Below are 18448 nucleotides of genomic sequence, written 5' to 3' on the forward strand. Positions count from 1 at the left end.
ATTAACGAGCCGCTAATTTTTCCTTAATAATTTCGGCAGATGGCTGGGAATTTTCTCGGCCAAAAATCCAGGCCTCGATGATCGCTACCGCGTCGCCAACGGGAACTCCGTTAACTTGACTACCATCTAGGAAACGGAAGGATACTGCCTGCGCTTCCACATCCCGCTCTCCGGCAAGTAACATAAACGGTGCCTTAGCCTGGGTGTGATTTCGGATCTTTTTCTGCATCCGGTCATCAGAGGTGTCAACGCTCGCACGGATTCCGCGGGCCTGAAGTTGCCCGCACACCATTTCAAGGTGATCTGAGAACGCCTCGGCAACGGGAATACCCACTACTTGGTGCGGAGCTAGCCATGCAGGAAAAGCACCTGCATAGTGCTCGAGAAGCACTCCGAAGAATCTTTCAATCGAACCAAAAAGTGCACGGTGAATCATAATAGGGCGCTTCTTGGACCCGTCAGAGGCAGTGTACTCCAGATCGAAACGTTCTGGCAGATTGAAATCTAGTTGTACCGTGGACATTTGCCACGTGCGCCCAATGGCATCGCGCGCCTGTACCGAGATCTTCGGGCCATAGAAAGCTGCACCTGCCGGGTCGGGTACCAATTCGAGGCCCGAATTGTCTGCGACTCGCTGCAAGATCGCGGTCGATTTCTCCCAAATTTCATCCGAACCCACAAATTTATTGGGGTCCTTGGTGGAAAGCTCAAGGTAGAAATCATCCAAGCCATAATCGCGGAGCAGAGAAATGATGAAATCTAAGACTGTGGTGAGCTCACGCTCGAGTTGGTCCTCGGTACAGTAGATATGCGCGTCATCCTGGGTGAACCCTCGAGCTCGTGTGAGCCCATGTACGACTCCTGATTTTTCGTAGCGGTACACGGTACCAAATTCGAAAAGGCGAAGCGGGAGTTCGCGGTAGGACCGACCTCTCGATGAAAAGATCAGATTGTGCATCGGGCAATTCATGGGCTTGGCATAATAATCCTGCGCCGGCTTAGTAACAGTGCCATCATCAGCACATTCGCCGTCGAGTTGCATAGGAGGGAACATCCCCTCCGCGTAGAAATCGAGATGCCCTGATTTCTGGAAAAGGTCACCCTTAGTAATATGCGGGGTATTAACGAAAGAATAGCCAGAAGCAATATGGCGACGGCGTGAATGCTCCTCCATTTCAAGGCGGACAATCCCGCCGTTGGGGTGGAAGACTGGGAATCCTGAACCAATCTCGTCGGGAAAGGAGAACAGATCAAGTTCCGCGCCCAGTCTGCGGTGATCGCGCTTTTCTGCTTCTTCTAACATATGCTGATATTCAGAGAGGATATCGGCGGATTCCCATGCGGTGCCATAGATTCGCTGGAGGCCGGCCTTGGTCTGGTCGCCGCGCCAGTACGCCGCCGACGAACGCGTCAGGGCGAATGCCGGAATGTACTTGGTGGTAGGGATATGCGGTCCGCGGCACAGATCGTACCATTCAACCTCGCCGCTGCGCGGATTCACATTGTAATATCCCGTTAGTTCCCCTGAACCAACTTCGGTTGCCTCATCAGAAGTAGGATCGACTGAACCTTTGTCCTGTATGAGCTCGAGCTTATAGGGCTCATCTCTCAGCGCTTCCTCTGCCTCAGCTTGCGTGGCATAAACGCGACGTTCAAAACGCTGCCCTGATTTAATAATCTTCTTCATGCGTTTTTCCAAACGCCTGAGATCGTCAGGAGTAAAAGGTTCGGCTACGTCGAAATCGTAGTAGAAACCGTTCTCGATAGCAGGGCCAATTCCGAGTTTTGTCCCAGGGAACTCCGCTTGAACAGCCTGCGCTAAAACGTGAGTGGCGGAGTGGCGGATCACCGCTCGTCCGTCCTCGGTATTAGCGGGAACAGGGGTCAACTCAACGTCTTGATCAGGGATATAGGAGAGATCCCGTAACTGGCCGGTGGCATCCTTAACGCACACAATCGCCTCTGGACCCTTATTGGGTAAGTCCAATTCCCGCATTGCAGCACCGGCGGCTACACCTTGGGGACAAAGAAAAGCGGCATGGGGATTTGCGGCAGCAGTAAGCTGTGCCATATGGGGTGTGCTCCTTTGAGCTCAGGCGCCCCCGTCAGACCTGGACGCGAGCGCAGAAGAATGGGATAAACCGCTACCGACACCATCACTACGAAGGATATGGTCAGACATACGCAGTACGAGGTTGGCAACTAGCAAGCTATTTTAACTGATGCTTGAATCCTTCGAAAATATCGCTTGAGGAGACCGACGAGCCGTTATGTCCGGACTGGGACTCTGATCCACTTCACGAACTTAGGTTTCCAGCAGTGATTGGCCCCAGAAGTGCTCTGGGCCATCCTCTGAAGTTCCAGGCGGTACAATAAACACAGCCGAGCCGATGTGGGTATTCCACTCATTCAACCGGTCGCCGGCATCGAGACGCTTCTGGATCTCAACAAACTGCCGGAGCGGATTCTGCTGGAAACACACAAAGACTAATCCCGAATCCGAGGTACGGGGCGAGCCAGGCTGCGGCGGATCGTCAAAGTTATACGCTCGGCGACGCAACCGTTGCTTTGGTTTATCCGCCGGCGGTGCGGCAAGCGCCATGTGGCTACGCGGGTCGATAACGGGTAATCCAAGCTCATCCGTGGCATCAAAATCTGCGTCGTCGTGCTCGCGCTCGCCTGTCAAGGGAGCGCCCGTGTCGAGGGCGCGACCAAGCGCGACTTCTCGAGAGGTGCGATCGAGGCGCTCCCAGTCATCGAGGTCCATACTGATGCGCCGAACGACCATGCAGCTGCCCCCGTGCGCCCAAGAAGGCGCATCTTGCTCGGAATCGATCCAAATATAGTCGTCATATTCATCCTTGCTATGAGGATTGACAGTGCCATCAATTTGACCGAATAGATTGCGGGGAGTTTCATCGGGTTTGAGAGCCCCATTGGCATTGAGGAAGCCCTCTTGCACCCAGCTCACCTGAGCAAAATCGAGAGCTGCTAGTTGCATGCGTCGGCTAGCGAAAGCGAGGGTTAGGGGGTCATCGGAGCATATTTGCAGCACCATATCCGCCTCGCCCCACCGGGGGTCTAGAGCGTCGCGCTCGAAGGCAGGCAGCGGCCCCAACCACGATGGTCGCTGGTCCGCTGCACCGATGATATCGAAAAGTCTTGCTCCGAATCCGCAGGTAATGGTGAGATTAGCTGGCTTATTGATCATTTCGGGCTCAAGGGAGCCTAAAGGGGCCTGACCGCGACACAGTCGACGAGCATCTTCCGTCCACAGCTTCAACAAGCGGCGTACCGATTCGCGATCATTATTGGAAAAAAGTTGAAACGCGACGACTCGCAGCAAGGCCTGTGCAGGAGTTGCTATCCCTGCCTGGTGCGGACCGTCAAAAGGTACACGAGCGTTTTCTAGGAAGGGGTCCGCATCGGTGTCAGCTGGCTGAGCTTCAGCTAGAGGAGTCGAGATTACCGAAGCGGCGCCGACGGATGCCCCCGCGCCGAGGAGAAAATCCCTCCGGCTAAATCCACTCAAATTGCGTCCCGCGTTATGCGGACACCCCGTACTCATTATTGCATCACCTTAAAAATGTCGTTGTGCGGGCACTAGGACTCGCAGCCTTATGAAAAGCGTGTGAATGATCGAAAGTGGGAGGAGGAAATATCCCAAGAAATTCCCCGCTCCCACCATCACTATTTATCCCATACTCAATGCGATGGAATTATTTCTCCATCTTCTCCATCTTATCGTCATGGTCCATCTTGTCGTGGTCCATGTGGTCCATGGAATAGTCCTCGTCGCCAGCGGAGATAGTCCGTACTGGGATATCTTCAAATTCCAGCTCTGAACCGTCGGCTAGACGCAACTCGATATCGAGATCGTCACCGGCCAGCACCGGTTCCGTGAGACCCAAAATCATGAAGTGGTCATGACCAGGTTCGAGAACAGCAGTCTGACCTGCCGGGATCATTAGACCATCAAGCTTCTGCTGCATTTTTCCATCGACAACCTCGTGAATCTCGAACTTCGCGGCATCAATATCAGCACTGAAGCTGGTGATGTGGAGATCTTGATCAGAGTTATTGTGCAGCACACCGAAAATGGCGGTCATTCCACTGTCCACACCAGCAGCTTTAACGTAAGCATCGGAGAACGTCAGGGCTGGCGTATCTTCCAGGATTTCCTCTTCTGGGGAAATCGTGGTAGCGATGGGGTCCTCGATCAAAGGAGAGCCAGCCTCTTTATCGGAGCAGCCAACCAGGGCGAGCCCGGTGAGAGCAACAGCGGAAGCGGCGAGTCCAGCTCGACGTACGAATAAAGATTTCATAGGAATATATTCCTCCTGTAAGATTTGTTGAGATTAATTGGGTATTTCCCTCAGTGCTTAGCGGCCATTTTTAGGTTTGCCGCCTTTATTCCTCTGGCGTTGGCGGGCAATTGCTAGCGCCACAATAATAGCACTAAGCGCCACTACACCTAGCAGCCACAACCACCACTGCTGTGAGTCCGATGTAGTGTCTGCGGGATCGATTGCAGCTGATTCCGACGGGCGAGCAGCCGTTATTTCTGGAGTAGTCGAGGGTGCGCCAGAGGCGGTCCCTTGAACTGTGAACGTGGTTTTACCGCGGGTTGAATGCCCATCGGAGGAAGTAATTTGGAAGCCTATGGTGTACGCCCCAGGCGGCAGAATAAGATCAGATGGCATATCAAGACTTACTAGTCGACCGTCTACCTCAGGTTCCCCGCTCGTAATAATGGTGCGGTTTTGGTCAGTCAAGGCCATAGAGTTGAATCCCTCTTTTGGCTCAGCAGAGAACTCGAGGACCAGCCGACGTGGGGTGCCGTCAATGACCTCCCCATCGGCTGGCGAACCACCGACTACCACATCATGTGCTTGCGCATGATGGATAAAGTCTGGGAACAAAGCTCCTACACTCATCGGTAATGCGCTGAGGCAGCCTATGGTGGCAACTTTTCGCACTAATACCTTCATATATCCTCATTCTCGTCTTGATATTCTATTTCGAAGCGTACTACGACTAGGGATTTTCTGCCTCCTTTAGCCCACCTAGCTATACCCGTGAGGACGGAGAGAGACATTGATCTCTCAATCCCTTTGGGTTACGCCTATTACCCCTCATTAGTTTGGTGCTGAGTTTAAAATACCCAGCCGGCCCTCGATATTGTCTTTAGATGATCCGGGAAATTCCTTGTGGGATCCACGCTGCATCACCTCAACGATCCATAATGCCTTGACTCATAGGAACTGAACGAAAGTATATTCCAGTTTCTAGTCTTCCTAGACTCCTTCCTCAAAGAGAACTTTGGCCACATTCGGCTGACCGTAGTTCAACGCTAACTTCTCCACACGCGCGCAGTTGGGACTTGACTATATGGGAGTAGAGATGAGGTTAGGAGAGGAAGAGTGGTGATCGTGCTCCTCCTTCGCTGCCGCCCGCCGGTGGACGGGGAATATGCCGAGCTTTGATTTGAAAATCAGCAGATCTCAAGCTCGTTGTCCTTTGTGAGGACATTCGTACAAACCGAGATATTCTCGTTGCGCAATCAGGGTTATGAGGATGAGGCTACGGACCCCTATGGAAGAGAGATAGTCAGTAAAAATGCCGCACCAAGCGCAGGGCTCCCACACATATAAGGGGTTCACCCGGTAAAAAAATTCGATGGGCGATTGGGGCATGCCGCAGACCTCTCACTCCAGTGATGTCAGTTCCGAAAGCCAAATATAGGGGTTGGCGCGGATTCGCAGATCACTGAGCACGACTCCTCCGACGTACCTGATGGCTTGTCCGCGGTACAGCGTTAATCTGATGGCACAGGCGATTTATCGCACTCTACTTATCAAGATACTTGTTGCTAAAAGAAAGCACCCAGCAGGGACAAATGCCTCGATTGTATTGGGCATAAGTATCAGCTGGGTGATGCATGGAGCGGATGACGAGACTCGAACTCGCGACCCTCACCTTGGCAAGGTGATGCGCTACCAACTGCGCTACATCCGCATGAGTTTGTCAAGGGTTGGTGCGCGATACTGGGATCGAACCAGTGACCTCTTCCGTGTGAAGGAAGCGCTCTCCCGCTGAGCTAAACGCGCAAAATTGGAGGTGGAAACGGGAATCGAACCCGTGTGCACGGTTTTGCAGACCGTTGCCTCACCACTCGGCCATTCCACCGTGGCATTCCTGCCTCGGAGCACTGAAGAGTGCCTGAGCGGATGACGAGACTCGAACTCGCGACCCTCACCTTGGCAAGGTGATGCGCTACCAACTGCGCTACATCCGCATATATTGTTTTAAAGAGCTTCTTTGCTCTGGTGCGCGATACTGGGATTGAACCAGTGACCTCTTCCGTGTCAGGGAAGCGCTCTCCCGCTGAGCTAATCGCGCATAGCTTTGTGTTCAAAGCTGAGCGGATGACGAGACTCGAACTCGCGACCCTCACCTTGGCAAGGTGATGCGCTACCAACTGCGCTACATCCGCAGACGACATTCCATGGTAGGGATTTTGTCGTGCGGATGAAACTTTAATGCCTCATTGCATCTGAACGCAAATCCACGAGCCAAAACCCCATTGAGCTGGAGCTGAGCAGATTTCGCAGATTTTCTAGGCCCTAGGAAGTCAGATGGCGGTGATGCCGCGCACCGAACCCGCTAAATCCCAAACCTGTCACTTCGTTATTATTAGACTCATTAGTCATGAGCGCTCCGGTTGTTTACCCTGTAATTTTGCCCGCTGGCGACACTCCACCACCTGATTTCCTCACCCACCAGGTGGGTCTCAGCACTGTGAGATTTGATTTTGGTACTCGGCTGATAGGGATCACAAGCATTAATGGGTCATCGACTCTTGCAGGCACCAGTGGGGGGTTGGGCAATGCTGTAGATCAAGCTTTATTACTGTATATGCGAGCTCTTTCCGACGTCGTTTTCGTGGGCGCGCAAACGATTCGTAGCGAAAAATACGGCCCCATAGTGGAAAATCTTCAAAGTCAACGTATTCGCCGCACATTTGGGCGCGATCTACCGCCTCGGATTGCTACTCTTACAGCAACACTGGATTTTTCTGGTGCAGCGGAATTTTTTGCTGGCACGCCCCCACTGATTTTCACTACCTTTAAAGCTGCGAGAAGATATCCAGAGCGCCTAGCATTCGTGAAGAATCAAGGAGCTGAGGTGATTTTTGGCGCCAATCTCAGCCCGCGCTACTGCGTTGGTTGGCTACGACGAGCTGGAATGACGAATATTTGCGTGGAAGGTGGAACGCGTGTCATCACCGATCTGATGTCAGCGGATCTGGTTGATCACCTTCATCTCACTTTGAGCCCGTGCATCATTGATAGCTCGAATCTTCGCCTATTTGGGAACCACATCGACGACGCGCGTCACTTTCAACTCCATTCTCTCGCGGCGACCGATGATGGAACCGTTTTCCTCCACTACGAACGATCGAAACGATATATGGTTGAAGATTGAAGAATTTTAGACTCCGTTCGAAGGTAGGGTGGGACTGCAGTGGCATTAGCTATCCAGCAAAAACTTGATTCCTTGTGGGTGCGCCGCGCGCCTCAGCATGCTCGTGACCACCACCCAGCACCGCGCGGGACTTCCATGGACTCTATTGGCAATGCGTGCCTATGGCCGTTGGCTCTCTTGCTCGTGGTTCACCGGTTATTCTTCCTCGCCATCAACGGTTCGATCACCGACGATTATACGACCGTCTATACGGCGCTACGCCGCTTTATCGAGGGTGTCAACGTTTATAATGAAAATTACACATTCGTTGATCCGCATTATCTATACAACCCCGGCGCGACACTCATCCTAGCGCCTCTCGCCTTTCTTGAGCCCTTTGCTGCGGCGCGCTTTGCTTTCATTTGCTGTAACGCCGCCGCGATCATTGTGTCATTGGGGCTACTAACGCGCCTGAGCGGCTTTAAGCTTTCCTCTCTAGCCTTCCCCACCGCGATTAGCATCGCATTTATGACAGAAGCGGTGCAGAACACGCTTGTCTTTTCTAATATCAACGGAGTTTTACTGTTGATTTTCACCGGCTTTATTATTTGCCTGTGGTCGGAGCGCACGGTATGGGCAGGTATCCTCATCGGCTTTGCCATATTGATCAAGCCTATTTTCTTGCCCCTGCTTTTCTTGCCCGCTGTTCGCGGACAAATTTCGACAATCCTTGCTGGTTTAGGGGTACCGCTTATTCTCAATCTCGTTGCATGGCCTATTATCCCAGGCGCCAGTGACTATATCCGGCGCACTATCCCGTATTTGGGCGAGGTGCGCGATTACGCCAATGCATCATGGCAGGGATTCTCCGTCTACTTTGGTCTGCAGCCGTTTCTCGCCACGGGTGTGTGGGTTCTTTTCGCCTCGATAGTTGTTGTTGGTGTTATCTTCTTGCTGAGGATTCGACTCACCGATCCTCTCGTATGGATCACGACGACGTCTGCACTCATTCTCAGTGGGGTTTTTCTGCTGTCGTCGCTCGGTCAAATGTATTATTCGATGCTGCTTTTCCCTTTTGTTTTTACGGTATTCTCGCGAATGAGCGTGCTGCATTCGTGGGGTGCCTGGGCTGGTCTATACCTGGCACTAGCGCCGCTCGATTACGGATCAATCGTGAGTCCACAGCTGGGCTGGTGGCTCAATGTCTATCAAGCTACCGCCGGTTGGGCATTGCTTATCGTTGCTATATCCACCACGGCGGTACGGTGGACATTGATGGAGGGGAAGCAGCTCTAGACGCCCCTGGTGATCTTTGGTAGGTTTCTAGTATTAAGCACACCCAATTTAATAAGGAGATGCAATGACTGACTTTAGGAAACTTAGCGATTCCCAATGGCGCGAGCGCCTCAACTCCGAAGAATACCGAGTGCTACGCCAGGCTGGAACCGAAGCTCCACACACCGGACAGTATACTAATACAACAACATCGGGGATTTACTCCTGCCGGGCCTGTGGCACGGAGCTGTTTCGCTCCACGGAGAAATTCGACTCTCATTGCGGCTGGCCTTCTTTTTTCTCCCCGCTAGCTGGAGATCGGATCATTGAACGTGAAGACCGCTCACTAGGGCACGTCCGTACGGAAGTCATATGCGCACACTGCCACTCCCATTTGGGCCACGTTTTTTCGGGCGAGGGCTATGACACACCTACCGATCTGCGTTATTGCATCAACTCCGTATGCTTAACTCTGCAACCGGAGCAACCTTGAGCAATTGGCAGTAAAAAATCCCCGCCATATAGCGGGGTTTTTTCTATGGGAGAGCTTTAATTAGCTCGGCGAGATCTGTCACCCTCCGCCCTGTAAAGAAGGGTAGCTCCTCGCGAACATGCAGCCTAGCCTCCGTGTAGCGCATATCATGCATCAGATCAACGATACGATGAAGTTCCGGTGCCTCAAAGGCCAGCATCCACTCATAATCGCCAAGGGTAAAGGATGGGACGGTATTTGCCCGCACATCAGGATATCCCCGGGCTTGCCTGCCGTGTTCAGCAAGAATCCGACGGCGATCTTTAGCATCCATTACATACCAGTCGTAGGAACGAACGAAAGGGTAGACACAAATCCACGCACCTGGATCTTCGCCCATAATGAAACTAGGAAGATGGGATTTATTAAATTCGCTAGGGCGGTGCAGGCCATTTCCGAACCAGACAGCTGTTGATTTTCGCCCCAGCTTAGTCTCACGCCTGAAGCTTGTGAGGGCTTTCTGAATATCTTCCCACTGCTCCGCATGCCACCAGATCATGAAGTCCGCCTCAGCCCGACAACCCGCAAGATCATAAAGACCCCGCACCGTGATCAAACCTGAGTTTGCCATCTTTGTAAAAAATTCTTGAGCATCAGCCGCAATCTCGGCCTCCCCTTCGTGTACCGCCAAAGGCTGCACCTTGAATACAGCAAATTGTGAGTACCGCTGAATGTTATTGAGCTCTTCGAAGTTTAGTTTCTCTGCCATCTAAAAGATCCTTTGCACTGCCGGCCGACTGGTTGGAGCGGGATATCTGCCCCGCACTTTAGAACTAAACCCATTATATCGACACTCATCCAAAAGATTGAACCCCTACTAGAATATAAGTATGGTTCTCATCACGCAGGCTGGCCTAATATCCGGCATCTTTCCGCCCATAGGCGGCGTGGCAACTCACAGAAGCTTAGATTTTTCGATACCTTTTGATTCGTGACCGAAAATCCCAAATCTCCACTCCCCAAAGAGTCTGGCTCAGACGAGGCCATACCGGAGAACTTCTCGCGCGCCGTGGAGTCCATGCACCAGGCTCAGCTACGCCCAGAAATCTCTCTCGGCACCATTCGCCCACCACAGCGGCTTGCACCTTTTTCCCATGCCATTGGCTTGGAGGTCATTCATGATGATCAACCGCTGACAACACACAGCGACGATGACGCATTCGGTCGGCTGATCCTGCTTCATGACCCACACGCTGAGGATACTTGGGATGGTGATATGCGCTTAGTTGCGTATATCCAGGCCGATATGGATTCCCAAGTAGCAGCTGACCCTCTTCTTCCGGAGGTAGCGTGGCAGTGGTTAGCGGAGGCACTTGAAGGCGTTGGGTATACGAATTTAGGGGGAACAGTCACCTCCACCACATCTGTTCGCTTCGGGGAGATTGGTGGCCCACCATCGGCATACCAGCTCGAGATGCGAGCATCGTGGACCGCTAGCGAAAGCGATCTGAGCACTCACGTCGCAGCCTTTGCGGAAATCTTAGCTCATGTCGCTGGTCTGCCACCCGAGGGTGTGCGCGAATTAGATTCAGTGAACTCTAAGTAGAAGAATATGTCCAGAATCTTGGGTGTCCCACGCGAAGGAACCCCCTCCGTGGCCACAGGCGCCCGCGAAATAGCCGCTGCGGTCAGTGTCTTGGAATTCGGCTACGGCCCTTTTGCCATCGATACTGAACGGGCCGCAGGTTTTCGCTATGACGACCGAGTCTTTCTGCTCCAGGTTCGCCGCGAGGGGGCTGGAACAGTGTTGTTCGACGTCGAAAGTGATCGCGCAGCCACTTCAACATATCTGGAACCAATCCTTAATGGCGCCGATTGGATTCTCCATGCAGCAATATCGGACCTACCCAGCCTAGCGGCCCTTGGCCTGCATCCAGGGAGACTTTTCGATACCGAAATAGCTGGACGGCTTTTAGGCTACGACAAGGTCAACCTTGCAGCTATGGTTCAGCATTACTTTGATCGGGAGCTGCTCAAGGGCCACGGAGCCGAAGACTGGTCTAGGCGGCCCCTTCCTCAGGAGTGGATTAACTATGCCGCTCTCGATGTGGAGTTGCTCATCGAATTAGCTCGCCTTATGGCCAAAGATCTCAAGGATGCAGGAAAAATCACTTGGATAGAACAGGAATGCCAGTTCGTTCAGACTCGCTTTGCCCACTACCAAGCCCCATCAAGACTGTGGACCGACACCAAAGGCCTTAACTCTCTGAAAACCCCCCAAAAATTAGCTGTTGCCCGCGCCCTATGGCAGGAGCGTGAACGAGAGGGTTCGATGGAAGATCTGGCCCCGTCTGCAATTTTGCCGGATCGGGTTTTGGTGGCTCTAGCATCGTCCATGCCGACTCATGCCTCTAAAGTTCTCCGCACCAAGGGCTACCCTCACCGGCTTCGCTCTCGGGCTACGACGTGGGCGAAAATTATTGCAGAGGCCAAGAGAACTGACTCAGCTCTATGGCCAGATCCGCTCGAACTTCCCCACAAAGTGCACACCACATCAGGCGGTGAGATCACCGTATTATCCAAACGTGCTATACAGCAGCACTACCCTGCAGTCTACGAAGAACTGGAGTGGGTAAATAGTCAGCTGGCCAAAAGAGCAGCTGAGTTAGCTGTGCCGCAAGAGAATATCATCACTCCAGCCGATAGCCGCGCTCTGGTGTGGGCGATTGCCCACGAGGGTCTCGTCAGCAGCGAACGGGAACTGCAGAGCTACCTAAAGGATGTTGGGGTACGCCCTTGGCAGGCGGGACTAGTATTCCGGATTTTCAGCCGTCTCATCAATAGGGCACGACGCCACTAAGGTTTCAATCCATCCCTGCAACGACGCTGTAATGCCGCGAGCATCCAAACCTACCTCCGCAAGTAATTCATTGCGGCTGGCATGTTCCGGAAAGATTTCAGGGAAAGCTAACTGCCGAATCGGGGTATCGATATCGCTTGCTGCTAGAGATTCCGCGATCATCGATCCGATGCCACCATGGATAACGCCGTCCTCAATGGTAACGACGAGATCATGGTCGAGTGCCATTTCGAGAATGGAGGGGGCGACGGGCACCACCCAACAGGGATCAATCACCGTAAAGTCCACTGGTATATGTGTGCAAGCCTCAACCGCCGAGAGGGCCGGCTCAGCCATAGGACCCACCGCAATGACAAGTATCTTCTTCTCTGCGTCTCGAGCCGAGCTATAGAGGACTTCCACACCATCTGCACGTTTTTCCAGGGCCGGAAAGACTGGGGGCAGTGCCCCTTTTGGAAAGCGCACAACGCTGGGCCCTTGAATCTCTATTGCCTCATCGAAAAGCTCACGTAATTTTAGCCCATCTCGCGGGGCGGCCACGTGGATACCCGGGACTATGCCAGTAATCGCAAAATCCCAAACGCCGTTGTGGCTTGCTCCGTCGCTCCCGGTGACGCCAGCGCGGTCGAGAACCAGGGTAACGGGCTGTTTTAAAAGAGCTACGTCCATGAGGAGTTGATCAAAAGCCCGATTGAGAAATGTCGCGTATACCGCAACCACGGGGTGTAAACCCCCCAGCGCCAAGCCGGCTGCTGAGGTCAAGGCGTGCTGTTCGGCGATGCCAACATCAAAAAAACGTGCGGGAAAGCGCTGCTGAAAGGGCACCAGTCCGGTAGGGCCCGCCATCGCTGCTGTAATGGCAACGATATCATCGCGGCGTCCCCCGGCCGCTACCAAGGCCTTACTGAAAATCGCCGTCCAACCAGGAGAATCTTTGGAGACAGGTAGTCCAGAAACAGGATCAATAGCGCCGGTGGAGTGCATGAGTTCCGCTGCGTCATTTTCAGCAGGTGGATAGCCGCGACCTTTTTCTGTAACGACGTGAACGATAAGAGGACCTTCGAAATCACGAGCATAGTTGAGAACATCTTCGAGAGCTTCGGAATCGTGGCCATTGACAGGACCAACATATTTTATTCCCAGCTCATTGAACATCTCTGTGGGTATGACTGTGGATTTGAGCCCCTCCTTAAACGCATGGAGTGCATCAAAAGTTCGCTCCCCCACCCAGCCGAGACGCTTAAGGGTATATTTGCCGTGCTCCATCACTCTGTCATACGTAGGGAGAGTGCGTAGCTTTTTTAGATTCTCCGCGAAACCACCGATTGTGGGCGAGTAACTGCGCCCATTGTCGTTGACAACGATTACGACTTTGCGTTTTTTGGAGGCGGCAATATTATTGAGCGCCTCCCAGCACATGCCACCTGTTAAAGCGCCGTCTCCTACTACTGCGACGACACAGCGATCGGTTTCCCCTTTGATTTCAAAAGCCTTAGCCAGTCCGTCTGCATAGCTTAAAGAAGCAGAGGCGTGAGACGACTCAACCCAGTCGTGCGGAGATTCTTTCCGAGACGTATAGCCAGATAGTCCACCCTTTTGCCGAAGAGTATCAAATTGGTTCATGCGCCCCGTCAGCATTTTATGCACGTAAGACTGGTGGCTGGTGTCGAAAATGATTGGATCTTTAGGCGAATCAAAGACTCGGTGCAGTGCGATGGTGAGTTCCACAACGCCTAAGTTCGGCCCCAAGTGGCCTCCGGTGGCGGCTACTTTCTCAACTAAGAATTCTCGTATTTCCTCAGATAGCTGCGCCAAATCTTCAGGCTTGAGCCTCTTGACATCAGCGGGGTGTGTAAGTGTTGCGAGAATACTCATGGGCGAAAGAGAAACCTTTGTCCTTTCTCATACTGATCGAAAATCGGTCCTCTCCGATCAGATTTGGAGGGAGTCCACAGGGTCACTGTTTTTCCCACGCACTAATAGTTATTGTCCATCATATCGGCTGAGCGTCTCAGACGGCTAATACTCATTCTACCCCGTAACTTAAGCCTAAGAGCGCAGGAAGAGGCCCATGCTTTCCAGATGATGGGTGCCAGGGAAAGCGTCAATCATCACGCACTCAGAGAAAATATACCCCTGATCGACAAATCGTCGCACATCTCTCGCAAAGGTCGCAGGGTCACAACCGATATGAATAACGATATCCGGTTGAGCAGCAGCAATACCCTCGATAACCCCTGACGCAGCCCCGGTACGAGGCGGGTCGAGGACTACAATATCCGGGTTTGGCAACTCTCCCAGGGCAGCCTCAACGGAATTAGTAATAAAGGTTATCCCCCTATCGAAAGCCTTTCGCCCCGCGCGCGCTGATCCCGGAGATGTTTCCACCGAGTAAATTGTGGCTTGGGGGTTTGACCCTTCCCGAATGGCTGGAACGAGCGCCCCCACTCCCCCATAGAGGTCCCAAGCTAGCAACTCGTGAGACTTAGGACCGTAGTTTTTCAACCACGAGGTAATCTGCTGCGAATACGTTTCGAGGGCAGCCACATGAGCTTGCCAGAATGCTGTTGCTGGGATCTTAAAAGTATATCCAGCGACTTTTTGGATAGCGTGATCGCTGCCTTCTATGACCTTTGTGATGGTTTCACTCCGCCGCCCGCGAGGCGCTTTGGAGATCTCGACGATATGACGGTTATGATCGTCGTCCATGACCACGATCACCTCTGCATGAGGGGTAAAACGACGCGCCTCTTCTCCCACCACTGAATCAAGCAGTCCTGGCACTGCTTGAGCACACGGGGCCGCAGATATAACGTCATTCGACCGGAGAGCCCGCATTCCCGCGCGGCCTTGGTCGTCAACACCCAATCGCATGCGGGTCCGCCACCCCTGATAAGGATTGAGTGCCAGTTGCTGGATGTCGGGCAGATTTTCTAGTCCACCGAGGCGGGTGAGTTGGTCTCGCAAGATGGTGGTCTTTAAGCCCACGGCGCTTTTGGGTTCAAGGTCTCCAAAGTCGCAACAGCCGGCGCCTAGAGCAGCTGCGGGACACCGTTGTTCGACCCTCGCGGGTGCTGGTTCGAGGACATCGATGAGTAGCGCTCTGGCAAAGTTCCGCTTCACCTTAGTGACCTCAGCTAGGACAGTATCACCTGGGTAGGAGCTTTGGACAAAGATCACTCGGCCGTCGAAGATGGCGATACCCTCCCCACCGTGGGCCACTCGCGAGATCTTGAGCTCGAGTCGCTGCCCCGTGGACAGTTTTGGTTCAGTGGAACTGGGGTAAAAGTTCATGACAATAACCTAGTTTTCGTCGTTGTTGGTTAATCCGCAGGCGTGGTTTTGAGGGCCGCGGTGGCTTTGCGCACCATGACTACGGTAAATACCATGACGAGTGCGGACAGTGGCCACCCCATCAGCAGACGCGCTATGGCCAGGGAATTGGTGGCATCGGAATTATAGAAAAAGTTTTGAACATAAAAGCGCACGGCAAAAACCACAGCCCACCCCGCGGTGGCCCAGGTATAAGCCCTAACTGCCTGCGGGTTTTTTTGCCACGCCATGCCGTCCCCGTTGATCCCTTTCCATATCACTCCGACCAAGGGCCATCGCACAATAATGGATACAATGAAGATCGCTGCATACAAGGCCGATATCCAAATTCCGAAAAGGAAGTAGCCTTTCGCGGACCCGGTATACCAAGCGATGCCGGCCGCAATAGCCACGCCAAAAAAGCCGGAAATGGCGGGCTGGAGATTCTCTTTACGCACAAGGCGCCACACTAGGATTGCCACGGCCACTAGAAGTGCTGCTGCGATACCAGAATGCAGCCCCCATCTATTGTTGACGGGCACAAAGGTGATCACAGGTACACTCGATGCGACTAGACCCCCGAGGCCGCCCATTTGGTCTATAAGATTGGGTTTTGTCTCAGAATTAGATTGGTGATCGTTCACAGATAGTCTCCTGGACTTAATTCAAAGACACGGAGTTATTGGGGAAACCTCGACCGTTGTTCTGCTGGGAGCGGCGTTGCATCTCCTGGGCGACCTGTTCAGCCAAAGGCTGCGGAAGAGCTACCGGCAAAGAGGTACCAGGAAGAATCGGATCGTTGCCACGGTAGACGAAAGTACGCGCCGCTATCTCGCGGCCCAAGGCTGCCATATCATCGGCTTTATCGAGCGGGGCCGCCAAGGTCATACGTAGCATCCAGCGAGGGCCATCAACGCCGATGACACGGATGGTTCCGCCCTGTTGCGGGGCTGCCCCCACAATTTCCGGTCCCCAGGGGCCCATTTCTTCGCTCACACTGAGACCTTGTTTGCTCATGTCCGCGGTGATTTCTGCGCGAGCCTCATCCCAGTGTCCTCCAGAACGAGGGGCGGCAAAGGCAACCGGTGTGCAACGACCATATTCAGTGAGGACATGGAGCATCGTAGGACCGTTGGGTCCCATCTCAACCTGCACCTCGGAACCTATAGGGAGCGGCACCTGTAGGGAACCTAGATTGAGGATGCCTTGGGCAAAGTCTCCAAACTCGAACTCATCGATATCGACCGAGTCGCCGTCGAAAGGCCCCATGCCCCCATTAACGGCGTCATGAGCTGGGTGAGCTTCGAGCGGCTCTGTCTCGGACTTGTGGGGGGCACTACTATTATCTTTTGAGAACGGCCAGAGTGACATGTCCAGATACCTCTTTATCATTATATTTACGTCATGTGGCGCCAGCTAGAACGCCTGATTAAATCTCAGCGCCTTAGAGCCATTATCTCTCAGCGTTGAGAACACCTATCCCAGCCTAACGTAGACCAGTTGATCCGTGCCCCCCGACTCCGCGCTCGGTGTCATCGAGTTCAGCAACCGCTACGAAATCAAAGAGTTCCACTTTTTGTACGAGGAGCTGAGCTATGCGCTCTCCACGCTTTATTACGATAGGTTCACGGGGATCGAGATTGATGAGACACACCTTAAGCTCCCCACGATAACCAGCATCGATAGTGCCCGGAGCGTTGACAATTGACAGTCCTTTTTTCAATGCCAAACCCGAACGCGGATGCACGAGGCCGACGGATCCTACAGGCAGGGCGATAGCGATCCCAGTAGGGACGAGAGAGCGCTCACCCGGCTCCAGGGTTAAATCGATGGTGGAGTACAAGTCCACGCCTGCGTCGTCACGGTGGGCCCGCCTCGGAACAGGAAGGCCCGGATCGAGCAATTTCAGGGCGACTGTTTTCACTGGCTCGGTATAGGTATGCACAGAGTAATTCCTTTGTTGAGACTTAAATATTCGCAAGACTTCTCGCGTTATCTCCTGCAAGCAGGATAGCCTAAGACCTAGCGCTCAGCCTAGCGACCAACTCCTTGGCTTTTTCCCGAAGATCGCCGCTACAATGAATACCGTGAGTGACAGTGAAAAGAAAACAGCGTCGAAGCCGGCCATTCTCTACTCCGAGCGCCAGTGGGTGCCGTGGTATTGGTGGCTGATGGCAACCTTCGTAGTTTCGCTTATTTCCGCGCAACTGGGTCTCAACAGAAGTCTAGTGTGGACTGTGGTGTCAGCGGTTTCCTTAGGCGCTCTTGCAGTCTGGCTCCTGCTTAGCATGTCGAGTACTCGGGTGCGAGTGGAACGAGATCCCGACGGCACCCGATGGCTGGTCACTGGCCAAGCAAACCTCCCCCATACTGTAGTGTCCCGCAGCCTAGCTGTTCCAGCAACCGCTAAACGTAATGCGATGGGACGACAGCTCGACCCTGCAGCCTTCGTGGTCTCCCATGGGTGGGTCCCAGAAATGGTGATGCTTGTTCTTGACGATCCCGAAGACCCCACCCCTTATTGGCTTGTGGCAACCCGCGATCCTGAGAAACTATTGCGGGCCTATCTACCCGATCAAGCCGATAAAGCGACACAGTCCCTGAACTAGGAGGTGCGGACGCTACTTTTCTAAGTAGCGTCTTTTTTAGGCACAATCCATGCAGATGATGCTGCCGTCGTCCTCGACGTGGTCGATTCGTTTCTTGCGCTGCACAATAAAGCATGAGGAGCACGTGAATTCGTCATCGCGACGGGGAACCACGGAAACGTTCAATTCCTCGCCTGTGAGATCGGCTGTGGGGATCTCAAAGGAATCGACCATCTCATCGTCATCATCGAGTGTCGATGAAGCTGATTCTTGAGCCTTGAGACCTTCGAGAGAATCGGCCTCAATGTCATCGTCGGAACGACGGCGTGGTGCGTCATAGTCGGTAGCCATACCTTCGATCCCCTCGCTTTCGGTTTAGCTAGCTGCACCCTCTCAAAGGATGCGAGATTGTGAAGTGTTAGTTGTCGCTATTTATACACGGAATCGAGTTTCTTGTCACACTCTTTCCCATTT

General features: G+C 53.3%; 17 protein-coding genes and 6 tRNA genes. 6 read left to right on the top strand and 17 right to left on the bottom strand.

Translation table 11 applies throughout. The annotated features are described in order from the left end of the window. Position 1 precedes the first annotated feature (1 nt). The 10 genes from thrS to NXS13_RS01070 form a co-directional block, all read right to left on the bottom strand. Positions 2–2071 carry a threonine--tRNA ligase gene (thrS, locus tag NXS13_RS01025; RefSeq protein WP_259076570.1) on the bottom strand — a complete coding sequence of 690 codons (2070 nt, stop codon included), beginning with the start codon at positions 2069–2071 and terminating at the stop codon, positions 2–4. A gap of 234 nt (positions 2072–2305) precedes the next feature. Then, positions 2306–3568, bottom strand: a complete 1263-nt coding sequence (locus tag NXS13_RS01030) for a Dyp-type peroxidase (protein WP_259289235.1) — start codon at positions 3566–3568, stop codon at positions 2306–2308. A gap of 151 nt (positions 3569–3719) precedes the next feature. After that, positions 3720–4325, bottom strand: a complete 606-nt coding sequence (locus tag NXS13_RS01035; protein ID WP_259157749.1) for a copper chaperone PCu(A)C — start codon at positions 4323–4325, stop codon at positions 3720–3722. 57 nt (positions 4326–4382) lie between these two features. Then, entirely contained in the window at positions 4383–4991 is a 609-nt protein-coding gene (locus tag NXS13_RS01040; protein ID WP_259076550.1) for a copper resistance CopC family protein, read from the bottom strand. A gap of 951 nt (positions 4992–5942) precedes the next feature. Next, positions 5943–6018 (bottom strand) — tRNA-Gly (locus NXS13_RS01045). 17 nt (positions 6019–6035) lie between these two features. Continuing rightward, positions 6036–6110, bottom strand: a tRNA-Val gene (locus NXS13_RS01050). A 5-nt stretch (positions 6111–6115) separates the two neighbouring features. Beyond that, a tRNA-Cys gene (locus NXS13_RS01055) sits at positions 6116–6189 on the bottom strand. Positions 6190–6225: 36 nt separating this feature from the next. Then, positions 6226–6298, bottom strand: a tRNA-Gly gene (locus tag NXS13_RS01060). 29 nt (positions 6299–6327) lie between these two features. Next, positions 6328–6402: transfer RNA gene (locus tag NXS13_RS01065), tRNA-Val, on the bottom strand. Between the two features lie 21 nt (positions 6403–6423). Continuing rightward, a tRNA-Gly gene (locus NXS13_RS01070) sits at positions 6424–6496 on the bottom strand. A 215-nt stretch (positions 6497–6711) separates the two neighbouring features. On the opposite strand from NXS13_RS01070, the gene NXS13_RS01075 reads away from it, so the two are divergent. The 3 genes from NXS13_RS01075 to msrB all read left to right on the top strand — a co-directional run bounded on the left by NXS13_RS01075 (position 6712) and on the right by msrB (position 9235). Then, positions 6712–7488, top strand: coding sequence for a dihydrofolate reductase family protein (locus tag NXS13_RS01075; RefSeq protein WP_259076548.1), 777 nt, complete (start codon positions 6712–6714; stop codon positions 7486–7488). 39 nt (positions 7489–7527) lie between these two features. Next, entirely contained in the window at positions 7528–8763 is a 1236-nt protein-coding gene (locus NXS13_RS01080) for a glycosyltransferase family 87 protein (RefSeq protein WP_259076547.1), read from the top strand. 64 nt (positions 8764–8827) lie between these two features. After that, positions 8828–9235, top strand: a complete 408-nt coding sequence (gene msrB / locus NXS13_RS01085) for a peptide-methionine (R)-S-oxide reductase MsrB (protein WP_259076539.1) — start codon at positions 8828–8830, stop codon at positions 9233–9235. A 43-nt stretch (positions 9236–9278) separates the two neighbouring features. Here the strand turns inward: msrB and hemQ are convergent, their stop codons facing one another. Continuing rightward, positions 9279–9983 carry a hydrogen peroxide-dependent heme synthase gene (hemQ, locus tag NXS13_RS01090; RefSeq protein WP_259076536.1) on the bottom strand — a complete coding sequence of 235 codons (705 nt, stop codon included), beginning with the start codon at positions 9981–9983 and terminating at the stop codon, positions 9279–9281. Between the two features lie 222 nt (positions 9984–10205). Here hemQ and NXS13_RS01095 point away from each other — a divergent pair, with 222 nt between their 5' ends. Together NXS13_RS01095 and NXS13_RS01100 are read left to right on the top strand one after the other, a co-directional pair. Next, on the top strand, positions 10206–10820 hold the full coding sequence (locus NXS13_RS01095; protein WP_259157748.1) for a DUF3000 domain-containing protein: 615 nt from the start codon (positions 10206–10208) through the stop codon (positions 10818–10820). Between the two features lie 6 nt (positions 10821–10826). Continuing rightward, positions 10827–12074, top strand: coding sequence for an HRDC domain-containing protein (locus tag NXS13_RS01100; RefSeq protein ID WP_259076533.1), 1248 nt, complete (start codon positions 10827–10829; stop codon positions 12072–12074). Here the strand turns inward: NXS13_RS01100 and dxs are convergent. The 5 genes from dxs to dut all read right to left on the bottom strand — a co-directional run bounded on the left by dxs (position 12024) and on the right by dut (position 17331). After that, positions 12024–13949 (bottom strand): 1-deoxy-D-xylulose-5-phosphate synthase, encoded by a 1926-nt coding sequence (dxs, locus tag NXS13_RS01105; RefSeq protein WP_259076532.1) that lies wholly within the window; start codon positions 13947–13949, stop codon positions 12024–12026. The genes NXS13_RS01100 and dxs overlap by 51 nt on opposite strands. A gap of 174 nt (positions 13950–14123) precedes the next feature. Continuing rightward, positions 14124–15368 carry a class I SAM-dependent RNA methyltransferase gene (locus tag NXS13_RS01110; RefSeq protein ID WP_259289236.1) on the bottom strand — a complete coding sequence of 415 codons (1245 nt, stop codon included), beginning with the start codon at positions 15366–15368 and terminating at the stop codon, positions 14124–14126. A gap of 29 nt (positions 15369–15397) precedes the next feature. Continuing rightward, complete coding sequence (locus NXS13_RS01115) at positions 15398–16030, bottom strand: DUF3159 domain-containing protein (protein WP_396124688.1); 633 nt, start codon at positions 16028–16030, stop codon at positions 15398–15400. 16 nt (positions 16031–16046) lie between these two features. Further along, a complete protein-coding gene (locus NXS13_RS01120) occupies positions 16047–16757 on the bottom strand; it encodes a DUF3710 domain-containing protein (protein WP_259076528.1) in 711 nt (236 codons plus the stop codon). A gap of 115 nt (positions 16758–16872) precedes the next feature. After that, a complete protein-coding gene (dut, locus tag NXS13_RS01125; RefSeq protein ID WP_259076526.1) occupies positions 16873–17331 on the bottom strand; it encodes a dUTP diphosphatase in 459 nt (152 codons plus the stop codon). Between the two features lie 133 nt (positions 17332–17464). On the opposite strand from dut, the gene NXS13_RS01130 reads away from it, so the two are divergent. After that, a complete protein-coding gene (locus tag NXS13_RS01130; RefSeq protein WP_259076524.1) occupies positions 17465–17995 on the top strand; it encodes a DUF3093 domain-containing protein in 531 nt (176 codons plus the stop codon). Positions 17996–18031: 36 nt separating this feature from the next. Here NXS13_RS01130 and NXS13_RS01135 read toward each other — a convergent pair whose 3' ends face one another. After that, the gene (locus NXS13_RS01135; RefSeq protein WP_259076522.1) at positions 18032–18325 is read right to left on the bottom strand and encodes a DUF4193 domain-containing protein; all 294 of its coding nucleotides are present in this window, start codon (positions 18323–18325) and stop codon (positions 18032–18034) included. Positions 18326–18448 lie beyond the last annotated feature (123 nt).

The sequence above is a fragment of the Corynebacterium sp. ES2730-CONJ genome (assembly GCF_024834055.1).
GTDB lineage: Bacteria > Actinomycetota > Actinomycetes > Mycobacteriales > Mycobacteriaceae > Corynebacterium.

Coding starts and splice junctions, on each gene's coding strand:
- thrS (WP_259076570.1), bottom strand. CDS start 2,071: ATGGCACAGCTTACTGCTGCCGCAAATCCCCATGCCGCTTTTCTTTGT.
- NXS13_RS01030 (WP_259289235.1), bottom strand. CDS start 3,568: ATGAGTACGGGGTGTCCGCATAACGCGGGACGCAATTTGAGTGGATTT.
- NXS13_RS01035 (WP_259157749.1), bottom strand. CDS start 4,325: ATGAAATCTTTATTCGTACGTCGAGCTGGACTCGCCGCTTCCGCTGTT.
- NXS13_RS01040 (WP_259076550.1), bottom strand. CDS start 4,991: ATGAAGGTATTAGTGCGAAAAGTTGCCACCATAGGCTGCCTCAGCGCA.
- NXS13_RS01075 (WP_259076548.1), top strand. CDS start 6,712: ATGAGCGCTCCGGTTGTTTACCCTGTAATTTTGCCCGCTGGCGACACT.
- msrB (WP_259076539.1), top strand. CDS start 8,828: ATGACTGACTTTAGGAAACTTAGCGATTCCCAATGGCGCGAGCGCCTC.
- hemQ (WP_259076536.1), bottom strand. CDS start 9,983: ATGGCAGAGAAACTAAACTTCGAAGAGCTCAATAACATTCAGCGGTAC.
- NXS13_RS01100 (WP_259076533.1), top strand. CDS start 10,827: ATGTCCAGAATCTTGGGTGTCCCACGCGAAGGAACCCCCTCCGTGGCC.
- dxs (WP_259076532.1), bottom strand. CDS start 13,949: ATGAGTATTCTCGCAACACTTACACACCCCGCTGATGTCAAGAGGCTC.
- NXS13_RS01110 (WP_259289236.1), bottom strand. CDS start 15,368: ATGAACTTTTACCCCAGTTCCACTGAACCAAAACTGTCCACGGGGCAG.
- NXS13_RS01120 (WP_259076528.1), bottom strand. CDS start 16,757: ATGTCACTCTGGCCGTTCTCAAAAGATAATAGTAGTGCCCCCCACAAG.
- NXS13_RS01130 (WP_259076524.1), top strand. CDS start 17,465: ATGAATACCGTGAGTGACAGTGAAAAGAAAACAGCGTCGAAGCCGGCC.
- NXS13_RS01135 (WP_259076522.1), bottom strand. CDS start 18,325: ATGGCTACCGACTATGACGCACCACGCCGTCGTTCCGACGATGACATT.